This window comes from Winogradskyella sp. (assembly GCF_028289625.1).
Lineage (GTDB): Bacteria > Bacteroidota > Bacteroidia > Flavobacteriales > Flavobacteriaceae > Winogradskyella.
Genome location: NZ_JANQOM010000048.1, coordinates 1 through 15,740 on the forward strand (window position 1 = coordinate 1; position 15,740 = coordinate 15,740).

At 32.9% G+C, this 15,740-nt stretch carries 14 protein-coding genes; 5 read left to right on the top strand and 9 right to left on the bottom strand.

The window, feature by feature from the left end; translation table 11 throughout:
* Window positions 1-176 precede the first annotated feature (176 nt).
* From Q0992_RS10045 to Q0992_RS10055, 3 genes are all read left to right on the top strand, one after another.
* Window positions 177-1,322, top strand: a complete 1,146-nt coding sequence (locus tag Q0992_RS10045; RefSeq protein ID WP_299523322.1) for a M14 metallopeptidase family protein — start codon at window positions 177-179, stop codon at window positions 1,320-1,322.
* A gap of 74 nt (window positions 1,323-1,396) precedes the next feature.
* On the top strand, window positions 1,397-1,876 hold the full coding sequence (locus Q0992_RS10050) for a winged helix-turn-helix transcriptional regulator (protein ID WP_299523325.1): 480 nt from the start codon (window positions 1,397-1,399) through the stop codon (window positions 1,874-1,876).
* Between the two features lie 60 nt (window positions 1,877-1,936).
* Entirely contained in the window at window positions 1,937-2,452 is a 516-nt protein-coding gene (locus Q0992_RS10055) for a DinB family protein (protein ID WP_299523328.1), read from the top strand.
* Here the strand turns inward: Q0992_RS10055 and aroB are convergent.
* Window positions 2,449-3,531 carry a 3-dehydroquinate synthase gene (gene aroB / locus Q0992_RS10060; RefSeq protein WP_299523330.1) on the bottom strand — a complete coding sequence of 361 codons (1,083 nt, stop codon included), beginning with the start codon at window positions 3,529-3,531 and terminating at the stop codon, window positions 2,449-2,451. The genes Q0992_RS10055 and aroB overlap by 4 nt on opposite strands.
* Window positions 3,532-3,618: 87 nt before the next feature.
* Between aroB and Q0992_RS10065 the strand changes: the two genes are divergently transcribed.
* Entirely contained in the window at window positions 3,619-4,791 is a 1,173-nt protein-coding gene (locus tag Q0992_RS10065) for a proline dehydrogenase family protein (RefSeq protein ID WP_299523333.1), read from the top strand.
* 27 nt (window positions 4,792-4,818) lie between these two features.
* Here Q0992_RS10065 and Q0992_RS10070 read toward each other — a convergent pair whose 3' ends face one another.
* The 4 genes from Q0992_RS10070 to Q0992_RS10085 are packed head-to-tail and all read right to left on the bottom strand — an operon-like array spanning window position 4,819 to window position 11,026.
* Complete coding sequence (locus Q0992_RS10070) at window positions 4,819-7,185, bottom strand: polysaccharide biosynthesis tyrosine autokinase (RefSeq protein WP_299523336.1); 2,367 nt, start codon at window positions 7,183-7,185, stop codon at window positions 4,819-4,821.
* 6 nt (window positions 7,186-7,191) lie between these two features.
* Entirely contained in the window at window positions 7,192-7,974 is a 783-nt protein-coding gene (locus tag Q0992_RS10075; protein ID WP_299523339.1) for a polysaccharide biosynthesis/export family protein, read from the bottom strand.
* Window positions 7,975-7,994: 20 nt separating this feature from the next.
* Window positions 7,995-9,905 (bottom strand): nucleoside-diphosphate sugar epimerase/dehydratase, encoded by a 1,911-nt coding sequence (locus Q0992_RS10080; RefSeq protein WP_299523342.1) that lies wholly within the window; start codon window positions 9,903-9,905, stop codon window positions 7,995-7,997.
* A complete protein-coding gene (locus tag Q0992_RS10085; protein WP_299523345.1) occupies window positions 9,899-11,026 on the bottom strand; it encodes a DegT/DnrJ/EryC1/StrS aminotransferase family protein in 1,128 nt (375 codons plus the stop codon). The genes Q0992_RS10080 and Q0992_RS10085 overlap by 7 nt, the downstream gene beginning before the upstream one ends.
* Window positions 11,027-11,557: 531 nt before the next feature.
* On the opposite strand from Q0992_RS10085, the gene Q0992_RS10090 reads away from it, so the two are divergent.
* On the top strand, window positions 11,558-12,511 hold the full coding sequence (locus Q0992_RS10090; protein WP_299523348.1) for a glycosyltransferase family 2 protein: 954 nt from the start codon (window positions 11,558-11,560) through the stop codon (window positions 12,509-12,511).
* Between the two features lie 3 nt (window positions 12,512-12,514).
* On the opposite strand, the gene Q0992_RS10095 is transcribed toward Q0992_RS10090, so the two are convergent.
* The 4 genes from Q0992_RS10095 to Q0992_RS10110 all read right to left on the bottom strand — a co-directional run.
* Entirely contained in the window at window positions 12,515-13,528 is a 1,014-nt protein-coding gene (locus Q0992_RS10095; protein WP_299523351.1) for an endonuclease/exonuclease/phosphatase family protein, read from the bottom strand.
* A gap of 83 nt (window positions 13,529-13,611) precedes the next feature.
* A complete protein-coding gene (locus tag Q0992_RS10100; protein ID WP_299523354.1) occupies window positions 13,612-14,382 on the bottom strand; it encodes a formyl transferase in 771 nt (256 codons plus the stop codon).
* Window positions 14,375-15,370 carry a polysaccharide deacetylase family protein gene (locus Q0992_RS10105; RefSeq protein ID WP_299523357.1) on the bottom strand — a complete coding sequence of 332 codons (996 nt, stop codon included), beginning with the start codon at window positions 15,368-15,370 and terminating at the stop codon, window positions 14,375-14,377. Before Q0992_RS10105 ends, Q0992_RS10100 begins: the two co-directional genes overlap by 8 nt.
* Window positions 15,371-15,412: 42 nt before the next feature.
* Window positions 15,413-15,740 (bottom strand): glycosyltransferase (locus tag Q0992_RS10110; RefSeq protein WP_299523360.1); only part of this gene is annotated, 328 nt, incomplete at its 5' end.

Sequence of the window (15,740 nt, forward strand, 5' to 3'; positions counted from 1 at the left end):
GATTTACATATTTTTAAATATTAATTTATATGTTAATTAAGCTAAACCTTATTTTTTATTATCTATAATGCTAAATATTAACTTTAGGTGTATACGATCGTAACAATTCAATTTCATAGAATTGTTTACAATTGTAAATAATCAAATAGTTACATTTGTAACGCCTAAGATTTTAAATGAAAGTTGAACATCTCAATAGTTTGTATTCATTAGTTAAAACGCCCAAATTGTTTGGACGTTATATCACTAATTCGGATATCGAAAAATGCCTGAAAGAGTTCCCAATATCTGCATACTCGGTTATAGGATATTCTGTAGAAAAAAGACCCATTTATAGTTTGCAATTTGGTACAGGACCACAAAGGATATTGTTATGGTCGCAAATGCATGGCAATGAATCTACCACAACAAAGGCTTTGTTTGATTGCTTTAATTTACTTTTGACTAATAATGGCATTCCTAATAAGATTCTGGAATCGTGCACAATCATGGCTATTCCTATTCTAAATCCAGATGGCGCAGAGTACTATACACGTTTTAATGCCAATGCTGTTGATTTGAATAGGGACGCTCAAAGGCTTTCCCAGCCCGAAAGTAAGGTTCTAAGAGCTGTTTTCAATGATTTTAAACCGGATTATTGTTTTAACTTACATGGTCAACGTAGCATTTATAATGTTGGTGATACTAAGGTTTCGTCAACCATGTCATTTTTATCGCCAGCTCAAAATGATAATCGCAGTCTAACAGCTAACAGAAAAGTCGCAATGCACATCATTGCTGAGATTAATCAGCTACTGCAAGGAGAAATACCTAATGGTGTGGCAAGATACGATGATGGTTTTAATATAGAGTGTGTTGGCGATACGTTTCAGAGCCTAGGTGTACCAACACTTTTGTACGAAGCTGGTCATTTACCCAATGATTATAATAGGGAAGAGGTAAGGCGTTTGGTGTTCATTGCGATTCTCAAGGGTCTGCAAGTTGTTTCAAGTGGTACTGACGATATGCATTACAACGGTTATTTTGACATACCAGAAAACGGTAAACAATTTTATGATATCATTATAAGAAATGCACACATTTCGGACAAGACTTCAGGTTTAGTTGATTTAGGTATTCAATACACGGAACGATTGAATGGAAGAACAATTGATTTTGTCTCGATCGTTGAAGCCATTTCCAAATTAGATGATTTTTTTGGTCACAGCGAAATTGACGCGAACGGACAAATCGTAAAAAATGGAGATAATACCGAGATAAAAGTTACTAACGAAAACGATTTCGTATTAATAAATAATGAAAAAATCGTACTAAAACCTTAAAAAAACTCTATTTAAATACGTAATTGATAATAAAAATCCTTTATTTTTGCATAAAGTTTAAAGATTATTCAATTATGGCAAAATTTAAATTAGACGAAGTAGACCACCAAATTCTCGATATGCTTATTGACAATACACGTATTCCTTTTACGGATATTGCCAAAAAATTATTGATTTCTGCAGGCACGGTTCATGTGCGTGTAAAGAAAATGGAGGAAGCAGGAATCATTAAGGGTTCTTCTTTAACTTTGGATTATAAAAAATTGGGCTATTCATTTATCGCCTATGTCGGGGTTTTTCTTCAAAATACATCGCAGACTAAATTTGTTTTAGAGCGTATAGAAAGTATACCTTATGTTACCGTTGCTCATATAACCACTGGTAAATTCAATATTTTCTGTAAGATTCGCGCTAAAGATACGATGCATGCTAAGGACATAATATTTATGCTAGATGATATTGATGGCGTGTATAGAACTGAAACAATGATATCTTTAGAAGAGAGCATTAACGACAAAAAACGATTGATGCATACTATTTTTAATGAATTATAAATAAGGCACATAAATTTGAGCCCTTAGTAACGACACTAAGGGCTTTTTTATTTTAATTATATGATATCGAATCAATTAAATGCAACAGAATACCATCCTTATTATAAATATTATATTGATAAAGCTGTCGGTTTGGATATTGTAGGTGGATTGCAAATCAACCTAGAAAAAGCGTTTGCATTTTTATCTGAAATTCCTGAAGAAAAGTACAGTTTTGCCTATGCAAAGGACAAATGGACGATTAAGGACATATTGCTACATATTATTGATGCCGAACGTATTTTTGCTTACAGAGCGTTGCGAATCGCAAGGGGTGATACAACACCATTAGCTGGGTTTGAACAAAATAATTATGTTCTTAATGGCAATGCGACAAGTAGAACATTTAAGAGTATTACTGATGAGTATAAAGCTGTGAGAAATGCTACAATTTCACTATTTGGTAGTTTTAATGACAACATGCTTCAAAGGGTAGGTAAGGCCAGTGGTTCAGCTGTATCGGTGCGTGCACTAGGATATATAATTACTGGTCATGAAAACCACCACCTTCACATTATTGAAGAACACTATCTTTAATTAAGATTTAAACTATTATAATAAACAAAAGCTTCTAAAATCAATTTATTGGTAACCTTACAGTCAGTCTTTGGTTGACCAATCGCCTCAAGAAGCACAAAGTTAATAATCCCGTGACTATTTTTTTTATCATGTATTAAAAGGTCGATTATAATTTTTTGATCTTCATCGTTGATTTCTGTTTTACTAAAAGTTTTCAGAATACCTCTGGCAATATCTCGTAGTTCTGCATCAGTTAATGCTAAAGTCTTACAGGATATATAGCTCTCCAAAATCATTCCAATAGCAATCGCCTCACCATGTAGAAAGGGAGTTTTATCAGCATTGCCCAGAAAATAGCTTTCTATAGCATGGCCAAGTGTATGGCCAAAATTCAAAATTTTTCGTAACCCCTGCTCTTTAGGGTCTTCTGAGACTACTTTGTTCTTAATGATAACGGAATCATGTATCAACTTGTCCAAATCGGAAATATCTAGGCTTTCAAGATTTAATAAGCGTTCCCAATAGGTTTTATCATAAATTAATCCATGTTTGAGCATTTCGGCATAACCCGAAACCATATGGTTTTGTGGAAGTGTTTCGAGAAAAGATGTATCAATTAAGACCATACTACCCTCACTAATGACACCTATTTGGTTTTTCAAAACCCCTAAATCAACACCTGTTTTTCCACCAACAGAAGCATCTACCATAGCTAACAACGATGTGGGGACATTTATATAATCAATACCACGCATATAGGTACTAGCTACAAAGCCACCAAGGTCGGTAACCACCCCTCCGCCCAGATTGATCAGCAAACTTTTGCGATCTGCATGATATTCAGATAAGGCTTCCCAAACTCCTGTACAAATATCAATGGTTTTATGGTCTTCTCCTTCGGGCATTTCCATAACTTCAACCATAATGTTATCAGATTCTAGCAGAGATAAGAATTTTGGCAGGCAATACTCGTGCGTATTGGTATCGACCAATATGAATATTTTTGAAGGGTTAGAAGCCTTTATATATGTGTTTAATTCCGAATATGCCTTATCATTAAAGTGAACTATGGCATTTTTGGTATCTATGGATTTCATTTTAAAAGATTCCTGAATTAATGCTGTGAAAATAATAAAAAAGTAAGCTACGGATTAAATATATTTGTATTAACTATTTTCTAGCCTATGATAAATCGCTCACTATTTGAAAATACAGACATCGCTTTTGCGTTAAAGTCCGATTCTGAATTAGAACGTGCCTATTTTCTTTTTAAAATGATTTCTTCCCAGCCATTAGTACGCATAGGTACTGCTGCGACGAATTTTGCACTTAAGGCAAATTTACCTGTTGAAGGTTTAATACGCTCTACGGTATTCGATCATTTTTGTGGTGGAGTTAACGAGGAGGACTGTTTACCAGTAATAGATAAGCTGTATCTAAAAAAGGTAAGCTCCGTTTTGGATTATTCCGTCGAAGGAAAAGAGACAGAGCAGCAGTTTGATAATGCCCTAGAAAAAATATTAAAGATCATTCATTTCTGCGATGAGAAAGAAGCAATGCCCATAGTTGTATTTAAGCCAACAGGATTTGGACGATTTGCATTATATCAAAAGAAAACAGAAGGTGTGGATTTTACGGAGTCAGAGCAGAGAGAGTGGGATAGGGTTGTAGCTCGATTTGATGCCGTTTGCAAATTAGCAAAAGAAAAGGATGTTGAAGTATTGATAGATGGTGAAGAGAGTTGGATGCAGGATGCTGCTGATGACTTGGTGGAGAAAATGATGCGTATTTACAATACAGATAAGGCCATAGTTTATAATACGCTTCAGTGCTATCGATGGGATCGATTAGAATATCTTAAAGGGATTCATCAAAGAGGTAAGGCTATAGGGTTTAAAGTAGGCATAAAGATTGTTCGTGGGGCTTATATGGAAAAAGAGCGTAATAGAGCAGAAGAAAGAGGGTATGCTTCTCCTATTTGTGAAAATAAAAAGGCTACGGATGATAATTTCAATAGCGCATTAACTTACATATTGGAGCATATTGGTGAAATTTCCTTGTTTGTTGGTACACATAATGAAGAAAGCTGCTATTTGGCTATGGAGCTTATGGATAAATATAAGATTGATAAGAACGATAATAATGTTTGGTTTGGTCAGCTGTATGGCATGAGTGATCACATTAGCTATAATCTTGCCGCAATAGGTTATAATGTTGCCAAATACATTCCTTTTGGGCCTGTTAAGGATGTAATGCCATACTTAATAAGAAGAGCAGAAGAGAATACCTCAGTTGTAGGTCAAACCAATAGAGAATTAGAATTACTAAAGGCAGAAAAGAAAAGACGTAAACTCTAATTATGCAAAGAAGTAAATAACTAAATATTATCTTCCAAATTTATACCATTTCTTTTTTCTACTAGGATTATCTCCATATCCATAGCCATATCCATAGCCTTTTTTACCTGGTTTAACACCGTTAAGTAACAAGTTCATATTTGGAAGACGTTTTTGGTCATATAACGGTTGAGCCACACCAACAAGTCTTCTAATATCTACATTATCAGCACTAACTACATAAATAAAAATATCCGCAAAATCTGAAATCAATAGAGTATCACTAACCAGACCTACTGCAGAAGTATCTACAATAATGTAATCATATTTGTTCTCAAAATATTTAAAGAGTTCGGTAACTCTTGGACTCATAAGTAATTCTGAAGGGTTTGGTGGAATTGTTCCCGATGGTATTATATCCAAAAAGTTGTTCTCTGGATGTTTAAAAACAATATCTTGTAGCTTAATTGATTTGTCCGCAATATAATCTGAGAGTCCTTTATCCACTTTTTCGTTAATCCCTAGATATTTTAATATTTTAGGAACCCTTATATCCATTTCTATTAAAAGTACGCGCTTATCAGAGAACGATATTGATGATGCCAGATTGGTACTGGTATGTGATTTCCCTTCTTGCGCTTGCGTAGATGTAATAAAGAGTCTTTTTGCTCTACCTGTTACATCTTTTAGTATAAAATCTACATTTGATCTGATAATCCTAAAAGCCTCAGCTTTTGGTGAATAATCGATTTTATTAATAAGTTTTTGCTTTTTTGATGTTTTTGGAACATCACCTATAAAAGGGATATCAAGGATTTCTGTAAGCTCCTTTTTATTATATACCTTAGTATCTATGAGATCTCTTAAGTACAATAAACCTATTGGGGCACCAATACCAAATATAAATGATGCCAAATAAACAAACATGTGATTTGGAGCGACAGGTACGTGTGACGAATATGCCGAGTCTACAATCTTGGCACTCGATGTGTACATTCCTAATCGAATGGCAGATTCTTCTCTTTTTTCCAATAAATATAGATATAGAGATTCTTTAATACTTTGTTGTCTTTTAATACCTCTTAGTTGTCTAGCTTTAGTAGGTGCTACGTATAATTGGCCACTCACCCGGTTACTCTCGTTATTGAGATTATCTAGAGTTAGTTCTGAAGTTTTCTTTATGCTGGATAAGGAATTCTCCAAATTCTGCTTTAAGCTCTCGATTTGATTATTTAGCTGAACTACTACTGGATTTTTTTCACTTGATGTTTTGAGTAATTTATCGCGTCGTGCAACTAGGTCATTATGACTCTTTATAATCAGGGCAGTATTACCATCCCCAATACCAATATTGGCAGGAAGCATATCGCTAATTCTATTTTCGTCATTAATCTCTTCTTGTAAGTAAGAAATCATTTGAATATTGGTAGCAGTAGTTGCGATTTGCTCTTCAAGTTGCTTTTTGCTCTGTAGATTTATATCAGCTTGTGAGTTTAGAGCCACAAGTCTATTTTGTTGTTCTATTAATTCTGCATTTGACTCAACTTGACCAAGTTCCTCTGAAACTTGTTCTAGCCTATTATTTATAAACTCCGAAGTAACTTTAACGACTTCTTCTTTGTCGGCCAATACATCCTTATTATATTGGTCTATGAGTTCATTTAATATATCTATCGCTTTATATGAATCAGTGTCATTTAAATCAATTTTTATTATACTCGAACCCTTTTCAGCACCTAAATTTATTAGAAATTGATAACGACTGACAACAAAACTAACTGGAGTGACAGATAGTTTATAGCTGCTACCAATAACCGGTGCATGTCTGCCAACGTTAGGTGTAATTAATATATCGCCGAACTTACTAGGTATTCTTTGGCCAAATGCACAACTTTTACCATTATTTTCATTGCGTTCTGACATCAAGGATTTGTCTTCATCTTCAAATAACAAAAACTCAGAAGGTGATTTAACTTTAATATAAATATTACCCATTTTTTTGTCAACAACGGAATCACTCTCAAAAAAGTTCAATGCTAACGGCGGATTTTTATAAATTTCTCTTTCTTTTATACTTCCTTCTGCAAAGCATTTTATATTAAGATTAAGTTTTTTAACAACATTGGTGATTAGATTTCTTGACTTGATTATCTCCATCTCATCTTTAATCTTATCACCATCGGAGAACAATCCACCACCTGAAATTTCTTCTATACTTGGTAACTTCTTAGATTGTTTTTCATCTTGAATTTTTATGGTCGCTGATGCGTTATACTGATTATCAGCATACCTTAGATTAAGAAAGCCTAACCCAATAGCAATAATTAGGCATACCAAAATAAGTTTCCATTGAGATAAAAGATTCTCGACGGTTTGCCTTGCGGCACTAGATGCAGAAGAGGTGTTAGATGCCATGTAAAATTAATTCTGAACGATAAATATCGCTAATATAGTAGTCAATGTCCCAACGGCCGATATTAGGACAGCATTATTTTGATTATAAGTAGAAGAACGAATCCTTGCTTTATTTGGCTCAACGTAAATAACATCGTTTTGTTGCAAATAATAAACTGGAGAATTTACCACGTTAACTGAGGTTAAATCAACTTTTGAGTATTTCTTTTTACCATCAACTTCTCTTATCAACAGTATATTTTTACGTTTGCCAAAAATAGTTAAATCATCTGCCAAACCCAACGCTTCCAAAATAGTAATCCTTTCATCTGGAATGGTAAAAGTACCTGGATTTTGTACCTCGCCTAGTATAGTAAATGTGAAATTAGATAATCTCACATTTATAATAGGATTATTGACATATTCACTGATTTTTTCTGTTAACATATCTGTTAATTCTGTCCTTGTAAGACCAGCAATTTTTAATGTGCCAAGAACAGGAAACTCAATATTCCCTTCATAATCTATTAAATAAGTTTGTTGTTGCAACCCACCTTGAGCAGCAAGTGGATCATTGGCGTTACCACCAGGAATTAAAGTTAAGTTAAAAGGAGCAACGGTTTGCGGGTCTAGAGCTGAGACATTAATGGTCAGAATGTCATCTGGTTTGTATATCAATTCCTTAGGTTCTGAAACTAATACGCTTTCTTGCAAGGGTTCGTCTTGAAAATAAACAAGATTTTTCTTTGATCCGCAAGAGGTCAACATAACAATGACTAAAAATGGTACTAATAAGTTAAGAGTTTTCATATTGTATGGGTTGATATTGTTCATAAGTTTGGATTATTTTTCGTATCTAGTACTTCGTATGTTGAATTGTTAGAAATATATTCAGGAATTAAAGACTTAATAGAAGAGACTATCTCCAATGGTTGTGTTAATGAGTTTATTGATGTAAGCTTATTGATTCCTTTTTCTACCTTATCTATATCAACAAATCTCGATTTTGCAATCATTATTTTTTCATGGTATGTTTTCTTAGTGTTCTCACCATCAGCTAAAAGTTCTTCATATATCTTTTCACCTGGTCTAAGACCGGTAATTTTTATATCAACGTCTTCAGGATAACGTAAACCAGAAAGTATAATCATATTTTTGGCTAAATTAAAAATCTTTACAGGCTCGCCCATATCAAATACAAAAATTTCACCGCCATTACCCATTGCAGCAGCTTCTAGAACTAACTGACATGCTTCTGGTATTGTCATGAAAAATCTAGTAATCTCTTTATGGGTGACTGTAAGTGGACCGCCTTTTTCAATTTGCTTTTTAAATAAAGGAATAACAGAACCGTTAGAACCTAATACATTGCCAAATCTGGTCGTGATAAATTTGGTATTATGGCCTTTTCCTTTAAGACAGGTGACATAAAGCTCAGCGATACGCTTTGTTGCACCCATAACATTGGTAGGGTTTACAGCTTTATCTGTAGATATAAGGACAAATTTATCAACACTATGCTTTACAGCAACATCTGCAACATTTTTGGTGCCTTCAATATTAACACTCACCGCTTCAAAAGGATTGTTTTCCATTAAAGGAACATGTTTGTATGCAGCAGCATGAAAGACAATCTTTGGTTTGTATTGATTAAAAATTTGATCAATTCTGGTCTTGTTCCTTACATCGGCTACAATGGCATCTATATGCTTAAGCCCTTGCTGCTTAAATTCTTGTTGTATATCATATAATGCAGACTCTGCATTATCAACAAGAATTAATTTCTTATAATTATAAAGACTGGCTTTTCTACATATCTCACTACCTATTGATCCTGCTGCACCAGTAATTAAAATAACTTTGTTATCATACTGGTCTTCTAAATCTGGATTTTTAATATTAATGGGTTCTCTGCCTAGTAAATCCTCAATTTTTACTTCTTTTATTTGTCCAACGCTTAAATCACCGTCAATCCAACTCTGAACAGGAGGTACAATTTTTACTTTAAGCCCTAAGGCAAACAAATTTCCAGTAATTTGCAATAATCTTGTCGGGTCAATATTCTGTATGGATATTATGACATCCTCAACTTTGTATTTTTTTATGAAATCATATGTAATTTCATCAAAGCCATAAACCTTTATTAAGTTTATCTTTTTACCTATTTTCCGTTCGTCATCATCTATAAAGCCAACCACTTGAAATCCACTTTTGGTGTCATTTTGAATGGCATCATAGGTCAACATACCAGAATTGCCAGCGCCAAAGATTAGAACATTTGCTGTTTTATGAACATCTTGAGTAATTTGAGTGTATAAGGACTTGATGAATAATTTTGAACCAATTAAGAACAGAATGTTAAGTAATAAGTGAATGTAGATAATTGACCCAGAAATGTTGAAAATACTATCATCACCAAACAACTTTCTACTTAAAAAAGTGCAACATATTAGTATGGTTGCTAGAATGTTTGCTCCAATAATAACGTTAATTATATCTTTAAACCCAGTAAACCTAACTACACCCTTATAAGACCCTACTGAAATTAAGCTTATTGCAGCTGTAATCATTACATAAGGTATTTGTTTAATTAGTATTGAAAAATCAAAATCTAATTGAAAATTGTATCTTATTAAATAAGCAATGAAAAATGATGCTGAAACTACCATGATGTCAAATAGCAGTACTAACCATTTAGAGGCGTATCGTTGCGATATTTTATTTAGAAAATTTTCTAGCATACTGCAAAATACATATTTATGGCAGAAATAACTCTGTCTAGTTCGTTATTGCTTAAGTTAGAACCACTAGGTAAACATAATCCTCTATCAAATAAATCTTCAGCCACACCATTTGTATAGCTTGGTGCTTTCTCAAAAACTGGCTGCAGGTGCATAGGCTTCCATAAAGGTCTAGATTCAATATTTTCTTTTTCCAATGCTAACCTTAAACCTTCTCTTGTCTCTAGAGAATCTAAAAGTATACATGATAACCAGCGGTTAGAAAAATGACCATCAGGTTCTCGTAAAAAAGAAATCTGGTCAACATTTTTGAACGTATTTAAATATAGTTCATGGTTTGAACGACGTTTCTTTACATGACTATCTAAAATCGTCATCTGGCCTCTTCCGATACCTGCTACTATATTGGACATTCTATAATTATATCCAATCTCAGAATGTTCGTAATGAGGCGCCTTGTCTCTAGCTTGTGTTGATAAAAACACTGCTTTGTCTTTATCTTTTTGGGTTCTTGTAACCAGAGCACCACCACCAGAAGTCGTTATTATTTTATTTCCGTTAAAAGACAGTATTGAAAAATCACCAAAAGTTCCGCATTTTTGATTTTTATAATGACTACCAAGAGATTCAGCACTATCTTCAATTATTGGAATTTCATATCTCTTTGCAACCTCATGCACTTCATTGACCTTATAAGGCATTCCGTAAAGATGTACAGCAATTATAGCTTTTGGTCTTTTACCTTTTGAAATTCTATCTTTTATGGAAATTTCCAATTGTAGTGGACAAATATTCCAAGTATCCTTTTCGCTATCCACAAATATTGGTGTTGCACCTTGATAGATAATTGGATTTGCTGATGCTGAAAATGTTTTGCTCTGGCAGATGACCTCATCACCATAGCCTACATCCAACAGGATAAGACTTAAATGCAAAGCAGATGTACCAGACGATAAAGCAGCAACATGGCGATCATCATTAAGATAGTTTTGCAAATCTTCTTCAAAAGCATTAACATTGGGGCCAAGAGGAGCTACCCAATTAGAATCAAAAGCTTTCTTAATGTAAGTCATTTCCGTACCGCTCATATGAGGGGATGACAACCATATTTTCGGTTCCATAGATAAAAATTGTTAAGTAATTTACATTACTGTCTCAATTTCATGTCTTAGAGGGATTTGGGACACGCTTCAACAATGGTTTAAAGATGCATCAATAATAACAGACCTCCCAAATAAACACGATAAAAAGTAAATTTAAACGATTTCAATTCTGGTAATTAAGACTTTATTGCAAGGACTTCAAACTTATTCGTATGAGATAAAATTAAAAATTATTATCTCATAACTATGTTTTATTTAATGATTAACAGATGAGAAAGAAAGACCGTGTACTAATAATATGGTAACATGTTATGGTTTTTTCTAAAAAAAATCAAGATGAATTGTTTGAGGTAATAGACCTCTAAAAGCAATAGTGATGCACTAAAAAACATATTTGCAAATCAAATATATATTAATTAAACCTTCTGCTTCTGAAGTAATCGCCTTATATTGGACTGCTCTATAAATAAAATACCTGTATTGGTTAAAAGTTCATTTAGTTTAAATAATTATTAATGTATTAAATAGAGTTTTTATAAATCAGTTACTATGTATTTTAAGAATTTAATACCAACTTATACAAAGCAACCAAAACAACAATATAATTACAGATTTACGGTTTTTACACCTGTGTTTAATTGTGAAAAATCCATAAAAAAAGTGCATGATTCACTAATTAATCAAACTTTTGAAGATTTTGAATGGCTGATTATTAATGATGGTTCAACGGATAAGTCACATGAGGTAATATCAGAAATCATAAAAGATTCGAGCCTTAATATAAGATATGTAAATAATATAGAGAATAGGCATAAAATGAGTTGTTTCTTCCAGTCTATTAATTTAGCCGAAGGTGAATTTCTACTTACTTTTGATGGTGATGATCAGTGTGTGCCACGAGCTTTAGAAGTGTATAATAGAACTTACGAAGAAACACCAGATAATTTAAAACCAAGGGTTGGAGCAGTTACAGCTTTGTGTAAAGATCAGTACGGAAATTTAGTAGGGGAGTTATTTCCCGAAGATCCTTTTTATTGTGATACTGTTGATGCCTGGATGTCTAAAAAAATTGTGGGTGAAAAATGGGGATTTACGAGAACGGATATTTTAAAAGGTATTAGAGTAAATCCTGAAATGTTAAATATAAAATTTGTCCCTGAAGGTATTGTGTGGAATTTGGTTGCAAAAAGTGGCTATCTTACGAAATGCATAAACGAAGTTTTAAGAATTTACAATATAGGTGTCGAAGGCTCTATTAGTAATACTCCTATGTCTCCCAAACACGCAACAGGTATTATACTGAACTGTATTGCAGAATGTAATTGGTTCTTTAAAAAATATGCTCTAAAACACCCGATTCTATTTTTAAAGCGTATTTATATAATACTTAGAACTTCAAAACATCTAAAGCATCCGTTAAGAACCTATTTAAAATCAATTGATTCGACTGTCCTAAAGACAATATTAACTGTTTGCTGGCCTATTAGAAGTTTGTTAAGATAACTCTTAATTAATTGTTATATTAACGAAAATAGGTTCGTGATCAGAAAGTTTTAATTGAAAATTATCCTGACTTACCAGGTTTATATGATTGTTATATAAAAAATGATCGATTCGCATAGGATAGTTAAACAAGCCATAGGTTTTTCCTGTAATTATATGCCTATAAGAGAAGGAAGAATTCATGTTTCTTTTAATAATTTTGTAAGGATAGCTAAAGGCTGTAGCATTAAAATCTCCACATATTATTGTAGGTTTCTTTCCTTTATTTGCATGGGATTTTAATATGTGGGCTTGTTCTATTTGTTTTGAGTAATTAGTATTTAGATTATAAACAATTTCTTTAAATGATAAGTTTCCTTTTAATCTATATGATTGTAGATGCGTATTGTAAACTCTAATTGTATCCTCTTTTACAAGTATATCAGCATAAATTGCATTATTTCTTGTATTTGGAAAGTCCACAAAACCATTATCAATAATTGGATATTTCGAAAAAATGGTTAGAAGTGATTTTTCCAGACTATCCCTAAAACCTAAAAACTGATAGCCATAAGCCTTAATATTTAAGCCTACTTTGTAGGTTGACTCTTGCAAAATGCAAATGTCCGGACTTTTATCGTTTATAAATTGAACAATTTTTGAAGGCAAATCAGTGTTGGAATTGTCCTTTGAATTTTTAAAAGCATTAACGTTATACGTTAATATACTCATCGTTGTAGAGTCTATATTCGAATCATTTTTACCAATACTTATCTCTTGAATCATTATGTAGATGAGGCACGCTCCTAGAACAAATAAATAGATATAGTCCTTTTTCCAAAGAGAATAAATTGCAATGAGTATTGCTATAAAATAGAAAATGGGGTATAAGACACTTATAAGAACGGATATAAAACCAAGATTGAGAAAAACATTTACGATTGGAATTAAGATTAGTACTAAAAAGCTATAATCTTTGAAACCAATTTTTTTTGTTTTAAAAGTGCCATACCATCTATTTAAGGAGTTCTTAAACATCTTAACTAAATAACATTATTTTAGATAAAAACAATAATTTCTGCAACCGTAAAACTCTCTGAGTAAGTCAAATCAGAGTCTCATTATCTAACTCCCTTAAAAATTCTTTTAGAAAGGTAATACCAAATGGTCGGATGATACCAGAGTGTGCTCTCAGAAACTCTAGGAGAAACTTCTTTTAGTTCATCGCTCATAAATTTTGTAATAGCCTTTTTCATCAGCAAAATACCCTCGCCAATTTGAAGATATGGATATGTTGAAAAATTATCCTTTTTTATGGGCGAAATATTTTCTTGGAAAAGTACACCTCCAGTATCGATACCACTATCCACTAAATGTACGGAAACTCCGCAGTTGTCTCGGTCATTATTAGCCAAAGCCCAATAACCACCGTGAACACCTCTATATTTTGGTGTTATTCCGGCATGGGTATTAATAAAAATGGCATCTGTACAATTCAATACTTTTTTAGATATAATTCTTGTTCCATTTACAATTATTAAATCTGGTTTTTCCTTTTTTAGAAACTCTATGCAATCACTGGAGTTTACAGAAGTTACATTAAGGATTACCGAATCTGGTATTTTGTTATCTTCCAAATTATATTCCGACATTATTTCCTTAATTCTTTTTTGGGAAATACGATGTAAGATTTTTGGGATAGTTGTCTGAAAAAGGAGTTGACCAAATACTTTTATATAGCCCAAACGCTTTATTCTTCTTTTTATAAATTTCTTTATACTACTACCTTCTTCAAGAATGACTGTTGAAATATCAAAAGAATCTTTAATCCCATTATACATAAAGGTTGTAGAAGGGCCTCCTCCCGTAAGCATTATTATCTTTTTATCCATTGACCTGCTCTTTCTTTAATAATTCTGATAATTTATTCATTGTTAAGCTTTCAAAGTTGTATTTCTCCTTAAGAAAGACATAATGAGATAGGATCTTATTCAAAAAAATAAAATTTTCCTTTTGGTCTGTACCATAGTTATGAGGATGCCACCAAAGATGAAATACTTTACCATTTTTTGCGGCATATGTCATACTTTTTAATATTCTTTGAAGCCTTAAACCTTCAAACATTTTTAATTTTGACGAATATGGTCTTAGGAATCTGCTTGAAGGGATATTATACGGTTCTTTTTTACCAATTTCCTCTAAACTATAGCAGTTATGTCCGGATATATTTAAATATGAGTCTAAAAGCCTAAATGCTCTTTTTGTTGGTTTTTCTTCCTGCCCAAATTCATAATTATAAAACCAAGCGCTCTCATTGCCACGGTATGATGTTATTCCCAAGCTTTTTATAATCTCCAAATATTCGTTATTGAATTGGTTTCGCGGAAATACTAGACTTTTGATTTCAATATCATCCTTATTGGCAATTTTAATTGCTGCAAGAGTATCATCATTGAATTCTTCTTTGGTTTGGCCTCGTTCCAGACAATAGTAATGCGAAAATGTGTGCGTTGCAATTTCTTGATTAGGGTACTTACGGATCAGTTTGATTAACTTAGACGCAAAATGATATTTATCTTGTTCCTCTTCTTCCTCTAATTGGTCAAAATGACCATTATAGGGTGAAAGGTTTTTAACTAAATAGCTAGGCCTGTTTGTTGGGCAATAATTCAAAAGTTCTTTTTTGGAGGACGCAAATAAGAATCCAACAGTTGCCCACGTGGCTTTAACCCCATTTTTTTCAAATGCTTTAAGCATTTTCGGCAAGGCCTCCCAAACGCCTAGTATATTTTCACCATATGTATCGGTTGTTTGTAGATCTCTAACACCCCATAGAAGTTCAAAATCCAACGAAATAATAAATTTACCGGTTGTTTTCATTTTCTTAATTTTTGCATTCTCCAAATTGGTTTATAATGCCTCTTAATTCTTTTCCAAAGATTGGTAAAGATTTAGCATTTCGTCCCAAATGTTTTGACGTTGGTATTTCTCTACAATATTTTTTCTTGCATTTTCAGACATTGCAGGAAGTCTATCCTTATTTTGAATGAGCCCTAGCATTGCCTTATACAGTTTATCCGTACTTTTCTTAGGTACGATAAGGCCATTATAGTTGTCAATTATAATTTCATTACTTCCATTAATGTCACTTACAATAGACGGTTTACCCATGCTGCCAGCTTCAAGAACAACATTAGGAAATCCTTCTCTATAACTTGGAAAAACAAAAATATCACAAAGACTATAGTAA

Excerpts from the sequence above, each read along its gene's own strand:
- Q0992_RS10090 (WP_299523348.1), top strand. The coding sequence starts at position 11,558 with ATGTATTTTAAGAATTTAATACCAACTTATACAAAGCAACCAAAACAA.
- Q0992_RS10070 (WP_299523336.1), bottom strand. The coding sequence starts at position 7,185 with ATGGCATCTAACACCTCTTCTGCATCTAGTGCCGCAAGGCAAACCGTC.
- Q0992_RS10105 (WP_299523357.1), bottom strand. The coding sequence starts at position 15,370 with ATGAAAACAACCGGTAAATTTATTATTTCGTTGGATTTTGAACTTCTA.
- Q0992_RS10050 (WP_299523325.1), top strand. The coding sequence starts at position 1,397 with ATGGCAAAATTTAAATTAGACGAAGTAGACCACCAAATTCTCGATATG.
- Q0992_RS10100 (WP_299523354.1), bottom strand. The coding sequence starts at position 14,382 with ATGGATAAAAAGATAATAATGCTTACGGGAGGAGGCCCTTCTACAACC.
- Q0992_RS10085 (WP_299523345.1), bottom strand. The coding sequence starts at position 11,026 with ATGGAACCGAAAATATGGTTGTCATCCCCTCATATGAGCGGTACGGAA.
- aroB (WP_299523330.1), bottom strand. The coding sequence starts at position 3,531 with ATGAAATCCATAGATACCAAAAATGCCATAGTTCACTTTAATGATAAG.
- Q0992_RS10075 (WP_299523339.1), bottom strand. The coding sequence starts at position 7,974 with ATGAAAACTCTTAACTTATTAGTACCATTTTTAGTCATTGTTATGTTG.
- Q0992_RS10065 (WP_299523333.1), top strand. The coding sequence starts at position 3,619 with ATGATAAATCGCTCACTATTTGAAAATACAGACATCGCTTTTGCGTTA.
- Q0992_RS10095 (WP_299523351.1), bottom strand. The coding sequence starts at position 13,528 with ATGTTTAAGAACTCCTTAAATAGATGGTATGGCACTTTTAAAACAAAA.
- Q0992_RS10055 (WP_299523328.1), top strand. The coding sequence starts at position 1,937 with ATGATATCGAATCAATTAAATGCAACAGAATACCATCCTTATTATAAA.
- Q0992_RS10080 (WP_299523342.1), bottom strand. The coding sequence starts at position 9,905 with ATGCTAGAAAATTTTCTAAATAAAATATCGCAACGATACGCCTCTAAA.
- Q0992_RS10045 (WP_299523322.1), top strand. The coding sequence starts at position 177 with ATGAAAGTTGAACATCTCAATAGTTTGTATTCATTAGTTAAAACGCCC.